17 protein-coding genes are annotated in these 17,302 nt (G+C 72.2%); 14 read left to right on the top strand and 3 right to left on the bottom strand.

The window, feature by feature from the left end; genetic code table 11:
• Positions 1 to 119 precede the first annotated feature (119 nt).
• From AB0I83_RS01485 to AB0I83_RS01475, 3 genes are all read left to right on the top strand, one after another.
• Positions 120 to 1,340, top strand: coding sequence for a right-handed parallel beta-helix repeat-containing protein (locus AB0I83_RS01485; RefSeq protein ID WP_363303168.1), 1,221 nt, complete (start codon positions 120 to 122; stop codon positions 1,338 to 1,340).
• A 316-nt stretch (positions 1,341 to 1,656) separates the two neighbouring features.
• The gene (locus AB0I83_RS01480; RefSeq protein WP_363303167.1) at positions 1,657 to 2,979 is read left to right on the top strand and encodes an ammonium transporter; all 1,323 of its coding nucleotides are present in this window, start codon (positions 1,657 to 1,659) and stop codon (positions 2,977 to 2,979) included.
• Positions 2,976 to 3,314: a P-II family nitrogen regulator gene (locus tag AB0I83_RS01475; RefSeq protein WP_363303166.1), complete on the top strand. Its 339-nt coding sequence runs from the start codon at positions 2,976 to 2,978 to the stop codon at positions 3,312 to 3,314. The genes AB0I83_RS01480 and AB0I83_RS01475 overlap by 4 nt, the downstream gene beginning before the upstream one ends.
• A gap of 95 nt (positions 3,315 to 3,409) precedes the next feature.
• Here the strand turns inward: AB0I83_RS01475 and AB0I83_RS01470 are convergent, their stop codons facing one another.
• Positions 3,410 to 3,922 (bottom strand): cupin domain-containing protein, encoded by a 513-nt coding sequence (locus AB0I83_RS01470; protein ID WP_363303165.1) that lies wholly within the window; start codon positions 3,920 to 3,922, stop codon positions 3,410 to 3,412.
• Between the two features lie 139 nt (positions 3,923 to 4,061).
• On the opposite strand from AB0I83_RS01470, the gene AB0I83_RS01465 reads away from it, so the two are divergent.
• The 10 genes from AB0I83_RS01465 to ssuE all read left to right on the top strand — a co-directional run bounded on the left by AB0I83_RS01465 (position 4,062) and on the right by ssuE (position 13,983).
• Entirely contained in the window at positions 4,062 to 4,493 is a 432-nt protein-coding gene (locus AB0I83_RS01465) for an Rrf2 family transcriptional regulator (RefSeq protein ID WP_356531810.1), read from the top strand.
• A 50-nt stretch (positions 4,494 to 4,543) separates the two neighbouring features.
• Positions 4,544 to 5,407: a DsbA family protein gene (locus AB0I83_RS01460; protein ID WP_363303435.1), complete on the top strand. Its 864-nt coding sequence runs from the start codon at positions 4,544 to 4,546 to the stop codon at positions 5,405 to 5,407.
• Between the two features lie 457 nt (positions 5,408 to 5,864).
• The gene (locus AB0I83_RS01455) at positions 5,865 to 7,436 is read left to right on the top strand and encodes an ABC transporter substrate-binding protein (RefSeq protein WP_363303164.1); all 1,572 of its coding nucleotides are present in this window, start codon (positions 5,865 to 5,867) and stop codon (positions 7,434 to 7,436) included.
• 32 nt (positions 7,437 to 7,468) lie between these two features.
• A complete protein-coding gene (locus tag AB0I83_RS01450; protein ID WP_356531807.1) occupies positions 7,469 to 8,497 on the top strand; it encodes an ABC transporter permease in 1,029 nt (342 codons plus the stop codon).
• Positions 8,498 to 8,499: 2 nt separating this feature from the next.
• The gene (locus AB0I83_RS01445; protein ID WP_363303163.1) at positions 8,500 to 9,381 is read left to right on the top strand and encodes an ABC transporter permease; all 882 of its coding nucleotides are present in this window, start codon (positions 8,500 to 8,502) and stop codon (positions 9,379 to 9,381) included.
• Positions 9,378 to 10,262, top strand: coding sequence for an ABC transporter ATP-binding protein (locus tag AB0I83_RS01440; protein WP_356531804.1), 885 nt, complete (start codon positions 9,378 to 9,380; stop codon positions 10,260 to 10,262). Before AB0I83_RS01445 ends, AB0I83_RS01440 begins: the two co-directional genes overlap by 4 nt.
• Complete coding sequence (locus tag AB0I83_RS01435; RefSeq protein WP_363303162.1) at positions 10,259 to 11,131, top strand: ABC transporter ATP-binding protein; 873 nt, start codon at positions 10,259 to 10,261, stop codon at positions 11,129 to 11,131. Before AB0I83_RS01440 ends, AB0I83_RS01435 begins: the two co-directional genes overlap by 4 nt.
• 53 nt (positions 11,132 to 11,184) lie before the next feature.
• Positions 11,185 to 12,525: an NtaA/DmoA family FMN-dependent monooxygenase gene (locus tag AB0I83_RS01430; protein ID WP_363303161.1), complete on the top strand. Its 1,341-nt coding sequence runs from the start codon at positions 11,185 to 11,187 to the stop codon at positions 12,523 to 12,525.
• Positions 12,526 to 12,586: 61 nt separating this feature from the next.
• Positions 12,587 to 13,357: an alpha/beta hydrolase gene (locus tag AB0I83_RS01425; RefSeq protein ID WP_363303160.1), complete on the top strand. Its 771-nt coding sequence runs from the start codon at positions 12,587 to 12,589 to the stop codon at positions 13,355 to 13,357.
• 68 nt (positions 13,358 to 13,425) lie between these two features.
• Positions 13,426 to 13,983: an NADPH-dependent FMN reductase gene (ssuE, locus tag AB0I83_RS01420; protein ID WP_363303159.1), complete on the top strand. Its 558-nt coding sequence runs from the start codon at positions 13,426 to 13,428 to the stop codon at positions 13,981 to 13,983.
• 33 nt (positions 13,984 to 14,016) lie between these two features.
• Here ssuE and AB0I83_RS01415 read toward each other — a convergent pair whose 3' ends face one another.
• On the bottom strand, positions 14,017 to 15,432 hold the full coding sequence (locus AB0I83_RS01415; RefSeq protein ID WP_363303158.1) for an NAD(P)/FAD-dependent oxidoreductase: 1,416 nt from the start codon (positions 15,430 to 15,432) through the stop codon (positions 14,017 to 14,019).
• Between the two features lie 86 nt (positions 15,433 to 15,518).
• Here AB0I83_RS01415 and AB0I83_RS01410 point away from each other — a divergent pair, with 86 nt between their 5' ends.
• Positions 15,519 to 16,412 (top strand): nucleotidyltransferase domain-containing protein, encoded by an 894-nt coding sequence (locus AB0I83_RS01410; protein WP_363303157.1) that lies wholly within the window; start codon positions 15,519 to 15,521, stop codon positions 16,410 to 16,412.
• On the opposite strand, the gene AB0I83_RS01405 is transcribed toward AB0I83_RS01410, so the two are convergent.
• Positions 16,392 to 17,261: an inositol monophosphatase family protein gene (locus AB0I83_RS01405; protein ID WP_356531793.1), complete on the bottom strand. Its 870-nt coding sequence runs from the start codon at positions 17,259 to 17,261 to the stop codon at positions 16,392 to 16,394. The genes AB0I83_RS01410 and AB0I83_RS01405 overlap by 21 nt on opposite strands.
• Between the last annotated feature and the right edge of the window lie 41 nt (positions 17,262 to 17,302).

Below are 17,302 nucleotides of genomic sequence, written 5' to 3'. Positions count from 1 at the left end.
GACGCGGCCGCACGCGGATCCACCCGTGCGGCCGGGCCGGCCCCGGAGCGGTTCCCGTGACCGTCATCGCTCCCGCCACCTCACCGGCCGGACGGACCACACCGACCTGGAGACGAACGATGCAGAAGACAAAGCCCGTCATCGCGTGCGCCGGCCTGCTGGCCGGCTCGCTCATCACCCTGTCCGGCACCATCGCCCACGCCTCCCCCCACGGAGCCGGGACAGACACGGGGATCAATTCGGCACCCGCGGCGGCGGGCGCGCTGTACGTGTCACCGGACGGCAGTGACACAGCCGCCGGCACGGAGTCGGACCCGACGACACTGCCTTCGGCCATCAGCCGGATCACCCCCGGCGGGACGATCCACCTGAGTGGCGGGACGTACCGGTACTCCGGGACCGTCACCATCCCTCCGGGCAACGACGGCACGTCGAGCGCCCGCACGACGCTGGCCGCCCTGCCGGGCGAGACCCCGGTTCTCGACTTCGCCGGCATGGCCGAGGACCCGGCGAACCGCGGGCTCGCGGTGAACGGCGCCTACTGGCACATCAACGGCATCGTCGTCGAGCACGCGGGTGACAACGGGATCTTCGTCGGCGGCAGCCACAACGTCATCGAACACGTCGTCACGCGCTTCAACCACGACTCGGGCCTGCAGATCTCGCGCATCGCGTCCGACACCCCCGACGACCAGTGGCCCGCCGACAACCTCGTCCTGAGCTCGGAGTCCCACGACAACGCCGACTCGGACGGCGAGGACGCCGACGGCTTCGCGTCGAAGCTCACCTCGGGCCCCGGCAACGTCTTCCGCTACACCGTGTCGCACAACAACATCGACGACGGCTGGGACCTCTACACCAAGTCGGAGACCGGCCCCATCGGACCGGTGACCATCGAGGACTCCCTCTCCTACGACAACGGCACCCTGTCCGACGGAACAGTGAACTCCGACGGTGACCGCAACGGCTTCAAACTCGGCGGGGACGGCATCGAGGTCGACCACGTGGTCCGGCGCAACATCGCCTACAACAACGGCCACCACGGATTCACCTACAACAGCAACCCTGGCTCGATGACGGTGTCGGACAACGTCGGCATCGACAACGCGGAGCGCAACTACTCCTTCGACAAGGGCACTTCGGTGTTCCGAAACAACGTCTCCTGCCGCGCCGACGACGGTTCCAACGACAAGACCGTGGGTGACGCGGACAGTTCCAACCAGTTCTGGACCGGATCGAACGGATCGGCGTGCTCCGCCTACGCGGGTGCGATGGACTGGTCCTTCGCCTCGGACGGCCGCCTGGTGGTGACCTTCGGCGGCAACGTGGTCACGCCGTAGCGGCACCCGTATCCGCCTTCGCCCCTCCGCTGGTCCGTCCGATCGCACCGACGGGCCCGCGGAGGGGACGGCACACGACGGGGGCGGCCCGCGGACGTGCGAGGTCCGGGGGCTGAGCGTGATCCGGAGGCAGGGCCCGGCATGCCGGCAGCCGGCATCGGGCCACTCCCGGACCCCGCCGGGCCGCCCCACGGTGAGGTTTCGGTCACCTTGGCGCAATGAAACATGCCGGAAACGTGACGGCGTCCTCCGCGAAACGCGCGCCCGCAACCCTCTCAGGGCCGGACCCCACGCCGCCCCGAGGAGGGACCCCCTCTTGAACCCCGTGCCCCTGGCCTCGGCGGGCCTCGACACAGGCGACACCGCCTGGCTGCTCGCCGCCACCGCCCTCGTGCTGCTGATGACACCGGGCCTGGCCCTGTTCTACGGCGGCATGGTCCGCACGAAGAGCGTGCTCAACATGCTGATGATGAGCTTCGTGTCGATCGCGCTGGTCACCGTCGTGTGGCTGGTGGCGGGCTACTCACTGGCCTTCGGCGACGACGTGTTCGCCGGGCTGGTCGGCGGCCTCGGATACGTCGGCATGGTCGGTACCGGGCCCGACGACCTCACCGGCAGCGTCCCCACCCTGCTCTTCACCACCTTCCAGCTCACCTTCGCGATCCTCACCGCCGCGCTGATCAGCGGCGCGGTCGCGGACCGCATGAAGTTCGCGGCCTGGCTGGTGTTCGTGCCGGTGTGGACCCTGCTCGTATACGTTCCCGTCGCCCACTGGGTGTGGGGGCCGGGCGGATGGATCAAGGACTCGCTCGGTGCGCTCGACTTCGCCGGCGGCCTCGTCGTCGAGATCGCGTGCGGGGCGTCGGGGCTCGCCCTGGCCCTGGTGATCGGACCGCGCATCGGTTTCCGGAAGGAAGCGATGCGGCCGCACAACCTGCCGATGGTGATGCTGGGCGCCGGCCTGCTCTGGTTCGGCTGGCTCGGCTTCAACGGCGGCTCGGCGCTCGGCGCCAACGGCCTGGCGGCGGCCTCCGTCCTCAACACCCTGGTCGCCGGGTGCACCGGCCTGCTCGGCTGGCTCTTCGTGGAGCAGAGGCGCGACGGCCACCCGACCACCTTCGGCGCGGCCTCCGGTGTGGTCGCCGGTCTGGTGGCCATCACGCCCGCGTGCGGAACAGTCGGCGTCCTCGGCGCGGCCGCCGTGGGTCTCGCGGCCGGCGTCGTCTGCTCGTACGCGGTCGCGTGGAAGTTCCGTTACGACTACGACGACTCGCTGGACGTGGTCGGCGTGCACTTCGTCGGCGGCGTCATAGGCACCCTCCTCGTGGGCCTGTTCGCGACGGCCTCGATGACCGGCGGCGCGGAGGGCCTCCTCTACGGCGGCGGGGCGGGGCAGCTCGCCCGGCAGGCCGTCGCCGTCGTCGCGGTGGCGGCGTACACCTTCCTGGTGACGTACGGGATCGGCAAGGCGATCGACAGGCTCATGGGGGTGCGGGCCTCCGAGGACGACGAACTGACGGGCCTGGACCAGACGGTGCACGCCGAGAGCGCCTACGATCACGGCGGCCCAGGGCATTCCGCGTCGCTCGCCTCGGCCCACCCCGCACCCCTTTCCCAGGACAGGAGCACCGCACCGTGAAGCTCATCACCGCAGTCGTGAAGCCGCACCGCCTGGACGAGGCGAAGACCGCCCTGCAGGACCTCGGTGTGCACGGGATGACGGTCACGGAGGCGAGCGGTTACGGGCGCCAGCACGGCCACACCGAGGTGTACCGGGGCGCCGAGTACCGCGTGGACCTGCGGCCCAAGGTCCGCCTGGAGGTGCTCGTCGAGGACGCCGACGCCGAACCGGTCATGGACGCGGTGGTCCGGGCGGCGCGGACGGGAAAGATAGGCGACGGCAAGGTGTGGGCGCTGCCCGTGGAGACCGCCGTACGGGTCCGCACGGGCGAGCGTGGCCCCGACGCCCTCTGAGCGCTGAGGCGTTGCCATCGTGTGAGCGGCCACGGCAGGTCGGCGGTGCGTCCCGCCGCTCGCCGGACCGGCCCGGTTCAGTCCGCCAGGCTCGTTCAGTCCGCCAGGTCCGGCCGGAACACGTGGAGGCCGGGCAGGTTGACGACGATCGCCTCCTGGGTGCTGCGGGCGATGACGACCACGGCCTCCTCCGCGGGATCCGGGTTCTCCTCACGGTGCGGCACGAAGGGCGGGACGAAGACGTAGTCGCCGGGCGAGGTGCGGAGCCTGATCTCCTCCGGCTCCTCGCCGGAGTCGTCCAGGAAGACGAACTCCGGGTGTCCGCTGACCACATGGATGGCGGTCTCGGACTCGCCGTGGTGGTGGTCGGAGGACGCGGTCGAGGGCGCCACGTGGGTCTGCCCCATCCACAGCTTCTCGGAGCCGACCGTCCTGCCGCTGATGGCACCGAATCTGCGCATGCCGCCGGTCTGCGCCGTGTCGCCGTCGAGCGCGTCCGCCCGGACGTGGTGCAGACGGCTGCGCAGGGGTGTCGCCGCGGGGCTGCCCGGGGCGTCGTGGAGATGAGGGTGGAAACCTTCACCGGGGGTCGTCGACGGCTCGCTCATGGCAGGGACGCTAGATCGGCGACGAAAAGGATGTCAAGAGGTGTCCTTTCCGCTTCACCTGCGGCAATGCTCCCGCAATGAACAGTGCGGACCGAAGGGGATCCTCGCCTGCGAACCCGCGCCGGGGCATGATGTGAGCATGCATATCTCCGCGAAGGCGGACTACGCCACGCGCGCCCTCATGGAGCTCGCGAGTGATCCCGGCCGTCCGCTCTCCTGCGAAGCCATCGCCTCCTCGCAGGAGATTCCGTTCAGGTTCCTCAAGTCCGTAGTGGGCGAGCTGCGCAGAGCCGGTCTGGTGCGCAGCCAACGCGGCTGCGAAGGCGGCTACTGGCTGGGCAGACCCGCCGAGGAGATCGCCCTGCTGGACGTGGTGCGCGCAGTGGACGGCGAACTGATCACCCTGCGGGGCGAGTCGCTGGCAGGGCTCGACTACCCGGGTCCCGCCGCCGGTCTGCCCGGGGTGTGGCGCCAGGTCGAGTCGGACGCGGCCGCGATCCTCGGCGGGCTGACGGTGGCCTCACTGCTGCCCGCGGAGCGTTCACGGCGGTTCCCGATCGGTGCCGCGTGACCGCCGCGCCGGGCGGCTCCCCGCTGGAGGTGGTGGAGTACACCGACCCCATGTGCCCCTGGGCCTGGGGTTCGGAGCCGACGTTCCGCAGGCTGCGCACCGAGCTGGCGGGCCGGGTCAGGTGGCGGCGGGCGTACGCGGTCCTCTTCGACGACGAGGACGACCCGGCTCCCGACCAGGCGGCCGAAACCGCCTGGTACGCGCGGTACGTGGAGGAGATCAGCACCCACACCCACGCACCCCGGGCGGCGGCGCTGAGCCGTGTCGCGGCGAGCTCCTGGCCCTCCTCGCTGGTCGCCGCGGCGGCCGAACTCCAGGGGGAGGACGTGGCCCGCCGAGTGCTGCGCCGGCTCCGGGAAAGCGTCTTCGTGCTCGGCGACCCCGCCGACACGCCCACCCGCGCCGTCGCGGTCGCGCGAGGTGTCCCAGGGCTCGACGCGGACCGGCTCAGCTCGGACGCGGCCTCTCCCGGCGTCCTGCAACGGGTGCGCGCCGACCGGGCGGAGGCACGGCGCCCGGTCCCCGAGGTCCGGTCCGTGGACAGTGGGTCGCCGCACCCCGGCTCGGCCAAGGAGACCTCCGGTGGCGAGTACCGCTACGCGCTGCCGACCCTCCTGGTGCGCTCCCCGTCCGCGTATCGCGCGGTTCCCGGCTGGCGGCCGTACGAGGCGTACGCGGCAGCCGTCGACGCGCTGTCCCCCGGGCTCCTGGATCCGACGGCCCGGCTCTCTCCCGGCGCGGCGCTGGAGCACCACCGGAGCCTGACCGGGCCGGAGCGCCGGCTGTGGGCGGAGGGTGCCTGGCCACCTCCCGGAGCCGTACCGGTCGACGGTGCGAACGGCCCTGTCTGGCTGCATCCTGACGAAGCGTCAGTCCACCCCGGGGTGGCCGATCCTCCTCCCGCGACTCCCTGAGCTGCGGTTGAGCATCGTCCCGCCGAATGAGACACCAATGGGTGTCCATTGACATGCGCGGACGGCTGCCGCCAGGATGTGGCCATGCTTACGACGCACCCCGGTGTGGTGTGCCGCTACGTGGACCTGCGGCGCACCTCCAGCGCACTCTGTCGCTGACCGCCCACCACTCCCGCTCCGCGGGCGCGGCCTGACCTCCGTCGGCGGCACCGGCCTCCCGCCTGCCCGCCGCGTCGGCTTCCCGCCTTCCTTCGCGCCCTGTCGTCGTACCCCCGTGCCGGACCTCGGACTCCTCGACGTCCCGGACGGACCGCTCCTGCCCTGCCGTGCGCCGACACCTCGGCGGCGTACGTCCGCATGCGTGAGTGACGGCTTCCGTGCGAGTGCCGCGCGCCGCCCTTCCGGCTCCCCCGTCCTCCCGCCCCGCTCCGGGTCGGGACACATCAGAGAGAACGAGATGTCCGCACGACTCACGATCCGCCGCCGACCGGACGACCGGTCGGCCCGACGGGTGGGCGGCCTGAGGGTCGCCGCCCTCGGAACCGCCTTCATCGCCCTGCTCGTCCCGGCTCTGAGCGCGTGCGGCGGCAGCGCCTCGTCCGCGTCCGGGGACGCCCGGCTGAAGTGGGCCTCCTCCTACTTCCCCGCGCACTGGGACCCGGTGGTGTCGGGAAGCGGCGCACAGTTCCGCGAACTCGCCCTGGTGTACGCATCGTTGACGCGCACCGACGAGGAGGGGAAGGCCGTCCCCGACCTGGCCGAGAGCTGGGAGTACAACGCCGAGGGCGACCGGATCACCTTCCACGTGCGCCCCGGACTGAAGTTCAGTGACGGTGAGCCGGTCGACGCCGCGGCGGTCAAGGCGGCCATCGAGCGGGCCCAGAAGCAGAAGAACTCGGCCCTCTTCGGGGACCTGACGTCGATCGGCTCGGTGCGGGCCGACGGGCTGGACGCGACCCTGAACCTCACTCAGGTCGACTACCAGATACCGCAGTTGCTCGGCCAGCGCGTCCTGCAGATCGCAAGTCCGAAAGCCGCCGCGAGCCCGGCGAAGCTGGACCAGAACCCGGTCGGCGCGGGCCCGTTCGTCGTCGACCAGCTGGTCCCCGGCACCAAGGCGGTCCTGCGGAAGAACCCGGACTACTGGGATGCCGAGAACATCCACATCGACCACGTCGAACTGGTCTCGGCCCCCGACGCCTCGACCGTCGTCTCCGGACTGCAGACCGGCGTCTACAACTTCGCCGACCTCGACCCGAGCCAGGCGGACGCCGCCGGCAAGGCGGGGCTGGACGTCTTCTCCCAGCCCGGCTTCAACGCCTCCAACATCAGCCTGAACGTCAACAAGGCCCCGTTCGACGACGACAGGGTCGTCGAGGCGCTCCGGCACGCCGTCGACCGCGAGGAGTTCGTCAAGAAGCTGACCTTCGGCCACGGCGAGACGACCGACCAGCCCTTCCCGAAGGGTTACGTGGCGTACGACGAGGAGTCCGAGGGGGCCTACCCCTACGACCCGGCGAAGTCGAAGAAGCTGCTCGCCGAGGCGGGTCACGCACCGGGCGACATCAAGCTGAACCTGGTCATCCCCTCCGAGGACCCGCAGGCCGAGATCGTCCAGTCGCAGCTGGCGGCGGTCGGGATCAAGGTCACCATCAAGATCGACAAGAACTGGGCCACCCCCTTCTTCGCCAAGGACCTGGCCTTCTCCCTGTACTCGACCACGGGCCGCGACTCGGCGGTCCAGACCCTCACGGCCCACTTCGGTCCGAACGGCCCGCTGAACCTCAGCACCCCCTACGAGCCGGACGGCTTCGAGGAGGCCGTGACGAAGGTGCGCCGGACCCCCCTGGACGCACCCGGTTACGCCCAGGCCCTCCGGTCGGCGACCCGCGCGGGTCTGCGGAGCAACGCCCTGATCTTCACCTTCTCGTCGCCGAACCTCTTCGCCAAGAGCAAGGCGGTCTCGGGCCTGCCGAAGAACCCCGCCCACATCGACTGGACCGGCGTGAAGATCTCCGCCGGCTCCTGACAACCCATCCACCGCAGAGAGAGGGGATCCCCATGACGACGACCACGCCACAGCTCGCTCCGGCACGTCGTCGCAGGGTCGCCACGGCCAGGGCGCGGCGCGGGGCGGGACGTGTCGCCGCCGCCCTCGGCCGGTCGGTCGCGATCTTCGTACCGGTGTTCCTGGTGGCCACCTTCGTCACGTTCGCGCTCCGGTCACTGAGCGGCCTCAGCCCGGCGCGGATCCAGCTGGGCGAGGATGCCACCCCCGAGGCCATCTCGCGCATAGAGGCCGAGTGGGGGCTCGACAAGCCCTTCCTCGCCCAGTACGGGGACTGGTTCACCGACGTCCTGCACGGGCAGCTCGGCACCAGCTGGGTCAACGGGGCGGACATCTCCACGCTGATCGGCCTCGGCCTGGGCGTGAGCCTGTCCGTGGCGACCTTCGCGCTGGTCATCGGTGTGGTCGCCGGCTTCGTCCTGGGCACGGTGGCGGCGCTGCGGCGCACCACCGTGGTCGACCGGGCGATCACGGGGTTCGTCACGGTGATCTCGGTGATGCCGGCCTTCGTCGTCGGGATCGTGCTGGTCTCCCTGCTCGCCGTCGGGCTGGGCCTGTTCCCCTCGGCCGGCTACGTGCCGGCCGAGCAGGGTGTGGGCCCGTGGCTCGCCCACATCACGCTCCCCGCGCTCGCGCTGAGCTTCGACGTCATCGCCGACGTCGCCCGCCAGCTGCGTTCCGGCCTCGTGGCCGCGTACGGCGAGAACTACGTGACGGGCGCGGTGGTGCGTGGGCTGAGCCCTCGGCGGATCTTCTTCGGACACGTCCTGCGCAACGGCCTCGGGCCCGCGTTGGCCACGGTCGGGCAGAAGTTCCCGGCGCTGGTCGGCGCCTCCGTGGTCACGGAGTGGATCTTCGGACTCCAGGGCTTCGGCAGGTTCGCCAACGACTCGGCCCAGGCCGGGGACGTGCCCGCGGTACAGGGCGTGCTCGTGGTGTCGATCGTGCTGGTCGTGTCATTCAACCTGGTCATCAACCTGGTGCTGGCACGCGTCATGCCGGCATCCCGCAGGGGGGTCTGACGATGGTGCGCCGCGTACTCTCACTCACATCCGGCCGGATCGCGCTGGCCGTCCTCGTCCTGGTCGCCCTGCTCGCCGTCTGCGGCCCCTGGCTCGCGCCGCAGGATCCGCTGGCCACCAGCGAGAACACCCTCGCGCCGGCCTCGGGCGCTCACTGGCTCGGCACCGACTACCTGGGCCGCGACGTGTTCAGCCGGCTTCTCGACGGCTCCCGGATCAGCGTCCTCGGATCGCTGGAGGTCGCGCTGATGGCACTGGTCGTCGGCGCGGTCCCCGGCATCCTGTCCGTGTACTCCGGGCGGGCCTTCGAATGGCTGACGCTCCGTCTGGCCGACACGCTCGTCGCCCTGCCGTTCCTGCTGTTCGCCATCGCGGTGATCGCCCTGCTCGGCAACGGCATCACCCAGGCCATGCTCGTCACGGGAGCGCTGGTGTCACCCCTGTTCTACCGGGTGGCCCGGGCGGCCACCCTGGCCGTGGCCCGCTCGCCGTACGTGGAGGCCGCGATCGTCTCCGGCGCCTCCGTGGGCTGGGTCGTACGCCGCCACGTGTGGGTCAAGGTGCTCCCGCCGATCGCGGTCGCGCTCGCCCAGACCATCGGTGTCGGCTTCGTGATCGTCTCCAGCCTGACCTTCCTCGGCATCGGCGTACAGCCCCCGGCTCCCACGTGGGGCGGGCTGCTCGCCTCCGACCTGGGCTACCTCGGCCACCAGCCGTGGGCGCCGGTGGCTCCGGCGCTGCTGATCATGGTCACCGTCTGGGCCTGCAACCTGCTCGCCGACGCCATCCGCGACGTGTCCGGCGAGGCGGGCCGCGCGCTGGTCAACAACCGCAAGGCACGTACCGGCACATCCGCCGCCGCATCCGTGGGAGGTACCCGATGAGGACGCTGTCCCGGAACCCCGTACAGGCGGGGAGGCCCCGGACCGATGCCGGCGCGGGACCGGCCGCTCCACCGGTGATCGCGGTACGTGACGTACACATCAGCGACCGCGTCACCGACCGGGAGATCGTCCGCGGAGTCGGCTTCGAGCTCACCCCCGGGCGTGCGGTCGGCATCGTCGGCGAGTCCGGCAGCGGCAAGACCCTGACCTGCCGCGCGGTGCTCGGCATCCTGCCGCCGCACTTCGAGGTCTCCGCCGGCTCCGTCGAGATCGACGGCACCGACATCGCCACTCTGACGACCCGTCAGTGGACGGCTCTGCGCGGCACCACGATCGGCGCGGTCTTCCAGGACCCGGCGTCCTACCTCAATCCGTCGATCCGGGTGGGCGCCCAGATCGCCGAGGTCATCCGGGTCAAGCAGGGCGTCGGGCGGCGCGAGGCACGGCACCGCGCCCTCGACCTGCTCAGGGCGGTCCGGCTGCGGGACCCGGAACTGGTCTACGGCCAGTACACCTACGAACTGTCGGGGGGCATGCTCCAGCGGGTCCTGATCGCGGCGGCCGTAGCGGTCGAGCCGCGGGCGCTCATCGCCGACGAGGCCACGACCGCCCTCGACGTGACCGTCCAGGCCGAGATCCTGGACCTGCTGGCCGAACTGCGCGAGCGCACCGGTCTGGCACTGGTCGTCGTCTCCCACGACCTGGCCGTCGTGGCCCAGTTGTGCGACGAGGTCCTGGTCATGCGACAGGGCGAAGTGGTGGAGCAGGGCCCGACCCGTTCGGTCCTGCACGACCCCCAGCACGCGTACACCCGGCTGCTGATGGCCGAGCACGAGCAGTACGGCCTGGACAAGTTCCTCACCGTGAAGGAGGCGTCATGACCACCACGTCGCCGGGGCCGGGGACGGCCGGGCCGGCGGGCGTGGCCACGGCGCCCGTCCTGGAGGTCGACGGTCTCGACGTCCGCTACGGCAGGGGCCGCCGGGCACGGTACGCCCTGCGGGATGTCTCGCTGGGGGTCGCGCCCGGGGAGACCGTCGGGGTGATCGGTGAGACCGGCTCCGGGAAGTCCACCCTGGCCCGCGCCGTGCTCGGTCTGGTGAGCGCCTCGGCGGGTTCGATCAGGATCGGCGGCGAGGAGGTGACCGGGTACGGCAACCGCCGGTGGCGGGAGCTGCGCCGCCGGGGCGTCGTCCAGTACGTCTTCCAGGACCCGCTGCGCAGCCTCGATCCCGACCTGACCGTCGAGGACTCCCTGACCGAGCCGCTGCTCATCCAGGGCGTCCCCCGCAAGGAGGCGGAGCGTCGGGCGCGGTCGTTCCTCGACCGGGTCCACCTGGCCGGGGAACTGCTCCCCCGGCTGCCCGGAGAGCTCTCGGGCGGGCAGCGCCAACGGGTCGCGGTGGCACGCGCCCTGGTCACCGACCCGGCCCTGGTCATCCTCGACGAACCGGTCAGCGCCCTGGACTCCGCCAACCGCGTCCAGGTCCTGAGGATCCTCGGGGAACTGCGCGACGCCGGGACCGCACTCGTCTTCATCTCGCACGACCTCGGGTCCATCGCCGGGACCGCCGACCGCATCGCCGTGCTCTACAGGGGCGGGCTCGTCGAGGTGGGGGCCGCCGGTGACGTCATCAACCACCCGCGGCACGTGTACACCCGACTGCTCGTCAGCTCCGCGCCCACGCTCCACACGCGCGCGGCCGACCGCGCCGAACGCGAGGCCCTGCGTGCACGGCTGAGCGCCTGACCGCGGACGTCCCGCCACCCGAACCGCATCCCGTACCACCGAGAGGAACACCCATGTCCCGCAGGATCCATCTCGCACTGCACCCCTACGGCGTCGGCGGCCCCGGCCAGCACGGCCTGTGGAAGGACCCGGGGGTGGCGAAGAACGCCAGCATCGACATCGGCTACTACATCCAGCAGGCCCAGGCCGCCGAACACGCCCTCTTCGACGCGCTGTTCGTCGTGGACAGCCAGTTCATCAACTCCACGTACCCGTCGCACTACCTGAACCGGCTGGAGCCGCTGACCCTGCTGTCCGCGGTCGCCACGCACACACGGCACGTCGGTCTGGTCGGCACGGCGAGCTCGACGTACAACTCACCGTTCAACCTCGCCCGCCGGTTCGCCTCCCTCGACCACATCAGCGCGGGACGCGCCGGCTGGAACGTGGTCACCAGCTTCGACACCGGGACGTCGAGGAACTACGGGCTCGACGAACACCTCGACTACGCCACCCGTTACGGCCGCGCCCTGGAGTTCGTCCGGGTGGCGCGCGGGCTGTGGGACTCCTACGAGGACGACGCCTTCCCGGCGGACGTGGAACGGGACGTCTTCCTCGACCCGTCGAGGCTGCACGCCCTGGACCACGAGGGCGAGCACTTCAAGGTCGCCGGCCCGCTCAACCTCTCGCGCTCGCCGCAGGGACAGCCGGTCATCTTCCAGGCGGGCGTCTCCCCCGAAGGCCGCGACCTGGCCGCCCGCGTCGCCGAGGGAATCTACGCGCCGGGCGGCACGCTTGAGCAGGCGCGGGAGTACTACGCCGACATCAAGAAGCGCACGGCTGCCTACGGACGCGACCCCGACCACATCAAGGTGTTCATCCACGGCGGTCCCGTGGTCGCTGGGACCGACGAGGAGGCCCGTCGCAGGGAGCGGGAGATCTTCGAGGAGGACAACGACTTCCGAAGCAGTCTCGCGCTCCTGGGCCGGTCCTTCGGCGCGTACGACTTCAGCGTCCACGACCTGGACGCGCCGTTCCCGGATGTCGCCCATCTCGCCGAGAAGGGCGGCCGTACCGGTGCCGCGAAGATCATCGAACGGGCGAAGGCCGAAAACCTGACACTTCGTCAGGTTGTCGAGTCCGCCAACGTGTTCCGGCGGTCGCCGTTCGTGGGGGCCCCCGAGACCGTCGCCGACACCATCGAGCAGTGGTTCGACGCCGGCACCCTGGACGGCATCAACCTGGCCTTCCGCAACAACGACGACCTCGGCCGCTTCGTCGACGGGGTGGTGCCGCTCCTGCAGAAGCGCGGCCTGTTCCGCACCGAGTACGAGGCAGACACCCTGCGCGGCAACCTCGGGCTGCCGATCCCCGTGAACCGCCACACCACCGAGCGCGAGCTCGTGGGCGACTGACCCGGGCCGCTCGGCCCCACGCACGCGCACGGACCGGTACACGCACACCGTAGGAGCTGTCATGACCGAGTACACCGACTACTTCGGCCCCGAGGGCCTCCGCACGCGAGGCACCGTCCTCGTGGTCCCCGGGCGCGGCGAGACCCGCGCGACCTACGCCCGGCTCGGCAGGCGCCTGGCAGCCGACGCCTACCGCGTACGTGTCGTCGACGCGCCCGGTGTCGACGCCGACGACCTGACCGGCTCGCTGCTCCGGTTCGGCGGACAACTCGGCGCCGCCGCCGAGGACTCGGCCACGGGGGAGGACGGCCTCGCCCGCCCCCTCGTCGTGGTGGCGGCGGACACGGCGGCCGCCGCCGTCGCGGGGCTCGTCGCACTGGACGAGGGGCCCTCCGGCGGACGGCCGGACGCCGTCGTGCTCGCCGGGATCCCCGGTCACGGTGCCACCCACGCCGGCTCCTGGGAGGACGAGCTCGACGTGCGTACGTCCTGCCCGGCGCATCGCGGAGCGCTCACCGAGGACAGCGGAATCCTTCGCGGCGCGCTCGACGAGCCGGCGCCGGACGCCCTGCTCGCGGCGGCGTACGGCAGCGGGACCGGCGTGCCCGCGCTGCTCCTCGTCGGGGACGCCGACCCGCTCGCGGACCGCGACGCACTGGCCCGTGCGGCGGCGTCGCTCCCCCGGGCCCGCCTGTCCGTGGTGCGCGGGGCGCACCACGACGTGCTGAACGACCTCCAGCACCGGTCGGTCGCCGCGGAGATCGTCACCTTCCTGGAGACCGTGCGCAACGAGCTGGTGCCGGTGGTCACCGTCGATTCGAGCGCCTGGTGAGTGCCGTCGTCCCGGCCGGCACGTCCGACCGCAGCCACCCCTGACCCGAAGAGAAAGGGCCCGCCCTCATGGCAGCCATCCTGTCCGTCTCCGGAAGTCCCTCCGCCACCTCGCGTACCGCACGGCTCCTGCGCCACCTGGACGACAGGCTCAGGGACCAGGGGCACGACGTGACACCGCTGGACGTGCGCACCCTGCCCGCCGAGGCCCTGCTCGGCGCCGACTTCCGGCATCCGGCCGTCGTCGGTGCCACGGCGCTGTTCGCTGAGGCGGACGGGGTGGTGATAGGCACCCCCGTCTACAAGGCCGCCTACTCGGGGCTGCTGAAGTCCCTGCTCGACCTGCTCCCGCAGTTCGCACTGGCGGGCAAGACCGTGCTGCCGCTGGCCACCGGGGGCAGCACGGCCCACGTGCTGGCGATCGACTACGCGCTGCGCCCGGTGCTCAGCTCCATGGGCGCCTCGCACATCGTGCCGGGCTGGTTCACCCTCGACAAGGACATCACCACCGGCGAGGACGGCACGCTGACCGTCGCGCCGGCCGCCGCCGAGGCGCTGGCGCAGGTCACGGACGGCTTCTCGGCCGTCCTCGGCGGCCGTCCGGCCGTGCTCTCGCCCACGGGCTGAGAGAGCGGGGCGGCCACCGCCGGGCGCGGTCCCTCAGGCGGCTCTCAGGCGCCGCCACACCGCCTTGGCCGCGTGGTGGCCCGACATGCCGTGCACCCCAGGGCCGGGCGGTGTCGCGGACGAGCAGAGGAAGACCGCGGGGTGGGCGGTGGCGTAGGGCACCCGGGCGAGCCTGGGCCGGATGACCGTCTGGAGCCCGGCGAACGCGCCGGTGGCGATGTCGCCGCCGACGTAGTTGGCGTTGCGCACGGCGAGTTGGGGCGGGCCCGCGACGGCGCGGGCCAGCACGAGGTCACGGAACCCGGGTGCGAAGCGCTCCAGTTGACGCTCGATCACGTCGGTGGCGTCGCCCTCCCAGCCGGCCGGGACGTGCCCGTACACCCAGAAGACGTGGCGGCCCTCGGGGGCGCGGCCCGGGTCGACGAGGCTGGGCTGGGCGGTGATGAGGAACGGCACACCCGGGTCGCGGCCCGCCACCGCGGCGCGCAGGGAGGCGTCGATCTCGGCGGCCGTGGGGCCGACGTGGACCGTGCCGGCCTGCCTGGCCTCCTTCGCGGTCCAGGGCACCGGGCCCGACAGCGCGTAGTCGATCTTGAAGCAGGAGGCGCCGTACCGGTAGTGGTCGTACGCGCCGCCGAGCCCGGCGATCCGGGCGAGCGCGGTCGGGGAGGTGTCGAAGACGTAGGCGCGGGCGGGCGGGAGTTCGTCGAGGCGCTTGACCTCGGTGCCCGTGCGGATGGCACCGCCCTGCTCGCGCAGGTAGGAGGCCAGGGCGTCGGAAACGGCCTGCGAGCCGCCACGGGGCATCGGCCAGCCGTTCTCGTGTGCGGCGAGCGCGAACATCAGGGCGATGCCGCCGGTGGCGAAGCCGCTCGCCGGCGCGATGGCGTGCGCGGCGAGTCCGGCCACGAGGCCACGCGCCTTCTCGCCGCGGAAGCGGCGGGAGAGCAGCGCGGCGGGCTGGATCGCGTCGAGCCCGAACCGCGCCCAGCGGTACGGATCACGGGGCAGCCCGTCCCACGGGGTGCGCAGCATGTCGGCGGCGAGGGTGTCCCAGTGGCCTATGTAGGGAGCGACGAGCCTCCGGTAGGCCCCGGCGTCGGCCGGGCCCAGCGACATGGCGCTCTGTCCGACCGAACCGGTGAGCACCGCGGCGGAGCCGTCGGGGAAGGGGTGGGCGAGCGACAGCGGTGCGTGGAGCCACTCGAGGCCGTGACGGGCCAGCGGCATCGACCGGAAGGCCGGGGAGCCGATCCCGAGGGGGTGTACGGCGGAACACGGATCGTGGCGAAAGCCGGGCAGGGTCAGCTCCTCGGTGCGGGCACCACCGCCGACGGTGTCCCCCGCCTCGAACACCTCGACCGCGAAACCGCGGCGGGCCAGCTCGACCGCGGCGGTCAGCCCGTTGGGGCCCGCCCCGACCACTACGGCATCCAGCATCGATGGCACCTTCGGACTCCTTTGTCAGCCGGTGGCCGGACCACCAAGGATATTCGGGCGCGCCGACAGCGGGCCCCCGGGTAGCCTCCGGCCCGATGGACAACGCCTGTGCGCCCACGCCCGCCGTCGCCTCGATGGCCGCCGGACTCGCCCGGCTGCCCGGTGTCAGGGCCGTCGCCCTGGGCGGCAGCCGGGCTCGCGGCACCCACCGCCCCGACTCGGACTGGGACCTGGGCGTGTACTACAGGGGCGCCCTCGACCTCGGCGCCCTCACCGCCCTGGCGTCCGAGGCACAGGGCTCACCGGTGGAGGTGGCGGGGCCGGGAGGCTGGGGCCCGTGGGTGAACGGCGGTGCCTGGCTGACGGTGGAAGGTGTGGCCGTCGACTGGATCCTGCGGGATCTGGACCGGGTCGAGGCCGTGTGGTCGGACTGTCGGGAGGGCCGGTTCGAGGTGGGGATCCAGCCGGGCCACCCGCTCGGCTTCTGGTCCCCCTGCTACGTGGGCGAGGTCGCCCTCGGCCGGGTTCTCCAGGACCCGTGCGGCGAGCTGACAGCCCTTCAGGAGGCGGCGCGCGACTATCCCGAGCCCTTGCGCCGCGCTCTCACCGACGCGGTGTGGGAGGCGGAGTTCTGCGTGGTCTCCGCGCGCAAGTCGGCCCCGTCCGGCGACACGCTCCACGTCGCCCTGTGCCTGTCACGGGCCTTCGGAGTCCTCGCCCAGGCCCTGCACGCCCACCACCGCACCTGGTGCCTCAACGAGAAGGGCGCGCTCGCCGCCGCCGCCGCCCTGCCCGGCACCCCGGCGGACTTCGCGGACCTGGTCTCCACGGCCCTGCGTGGCTCGGACGCGACCGCGGTGGAGGTGGCGGCCGGCGTCGTACGGGACGTACGCGCGGTGCTCGGCCCGGACTCCCCCGGTGCCGGTGCCTCCCCGGCCCAGGGGGGCCCGCCGGCCGTGGCCTGGCTCTCAGCCCTCGGCGGGGGCTGATCCCTGCCCGCCGGCCCGCAGCGCGTCGAGGATCCGCTCCGCCGTCGCCGCGTCCCTGGCCGCCGTGAACGGCAGGTCGTTGCCGCCGGTGATGCGGTACGGGACACCGGAGAGTGTGGACTGGGCGCCGCCCGACTCGGTGACCAGCAGCAGGCCGGCGGCGTGGTCCCAGGCGAACTCCCAGTTGAAGGCGACGGCGTCCTGCGCGCCGCAGGCGACGGCGAGGTACTCGAGGCCCGCCGATCCGCAGGCGCGGGCTTCGATGCCGTCGGTACGCAGACCGAGCAGGGCGCGCTTCTGTGCGTCGGAGGTGTAGTCCGGGTGGGACATGGCCACCTTGAGCACCGCGCCGGGCGCGGGCGAACCGGCTTGCAGCGTGCGGCCGTTGAGGGTGGCTCCACGGCCGCGTACGGCTACCGCCATCTCGTCCAGGACGGGGGCGTACGTCCACGACGCGTACACCTCCCCGCGCAGCGCGAGGGCGACGAGGGTGCAGAATCCGGGCTCGCCGCGGACGAACTGGCGGGTGCCGTCCACCGGGTCGACGATCCACACGGGGGCGTCACCGCCGAGCGCGTCGTAGACCGAGGGGTCGGCGTGCACCGCCTCCTCGCCGACGACGACCGAACCGGGCAGCAGCCGGGTCAGGGCCGCGGTCAGATGCTCCTCGGCCAGCCGGTCGGCGGCGGTGACCAGGTCGTGCGGGCCGCTCTTCTCGACGATCTCGTGCGCGGCCAGCTGCTGGTAGCGCGGCAGGATCTCGGCGGCGGCGGCTGCCCGCACCACCGCCTCCACCTCGGTCGGCTGCCCGGCGTCCCCGGCGGTCCCGTACAGGAAGTCATCGATCATGAGTCCAGCTAAGCACGGTCCGCCGGGGCCGCTCCGGGCAG

It is taken from the genome of Streptomyces sp. NPDC049970, from assembly GCF_040660235.1.
GTDB lineage: Bacteria > Actinomycetota > Actinomycetes > Streptomycetales > Streptomycetaceae > Streptomyces.
This window is presented reverse-complemented; position numbering and strand designations above follow the sequence as displayed.

Bases quoted from the DNA above. Each gene is read 5' to 3' on its own strand.
- AB0I83_RS01445 (WP_363303163.1), top strand. From the start codon at position 8,500: ATGGTGCGCCGCGTACTCTCACTCACATCCGGCCGGATCGCGCTGGCC.
- AB0I83_RS01405 (WP_356531793.1), bottom strand. From the start codon at position 17,261: ATGATCGATGACTTCCTGTACGGGACCGCCGGGGACGCCGGGCAGCCG.
- AB0I83_RS01470 (WP_363303165.1), bottom strand. From the start codon at position 3,922: ATGAGCGAGCCGTCGACGACCCCCGGTGAAGGTTTCCACCCTCATCTC.
- AB0I83_RS01440 (WP_356531804.1), top strand. From the start codon at position 9,378: ATGAGGACGCTGTCCCGGAACCCCGTACAGGCGGGGAGGCCCCGGACC.
- AB0I83_RS01485 (WP_363303168.1), top strand. From the start codon at position 120: ATGCAGAAGACAAAGCCCGTCATCGCGTGCGCCGGCCTGCTGGCCGGC.
- AB0I83_RS01425 (WP_363303160.1), top strand. From the start codon at position 12,587: ATGACCGAGTACACCGACTACTTCGGCCCCGAGGGCCTCCGCACGCGA.
- AB0I83_RS01410 (WP_363303157.1), top strand. From the start codon at position 15,519: ATGGACAACGCCTGTGCGCCCACGCCCGCCGTCGCCTCGATGGCCGCC.
- AB0I83_RS01450 (WP_356531807.1), top strand. From the start codon at position 7,469: ATGACGACGACCACGCCACAGCTCGCTCCGGCACGTCGTCGCAGGGTC.
- AB0I83_RS01435 (WP_363303162.1), top strand. From the start codon at position 10,259: ATGACCACCACGTCGCCGGGGCCGGGGACGGCCGGGCCGGCGGGCGTG.
- AB0I83_RS01460 (WP_363303435.1), top strand. From the start codon at position 4,544: ATGTGCCCCTGGGCCTGGGGTTCGGAGCCGACGTTCCGCAGGCTGCGC.
- ssuE (WP_363303159.1), top strand. From the start codon at position 13,426: ATGGCAGCCATCCTGTCCGTCTCCGGAAGTCCCTCCGCCACCTCGCGT.
- AB0I83_RS01465 (WP_356531810.1), top strand. From the start codon at position 4,062: ATGCATATCTCCGCGAAGGCGGACTACGCCACGCGCGCCCTCATGGAG.
- AB0I83_RS01430 (WP_363303161.1), top strand. From the start codon at position 11,185: ATGTCCCGCAGGATCCATCTCGCACTGCACCCCTACGGCGTCGGCGGC.
- AB0I83_RS01455 (WP_363303164.1), top strand. From the start codon at position 5,865: ATGTCCGCACGACTCACGATCCGCCGCCGACCGGACGACCGGTCGGCC.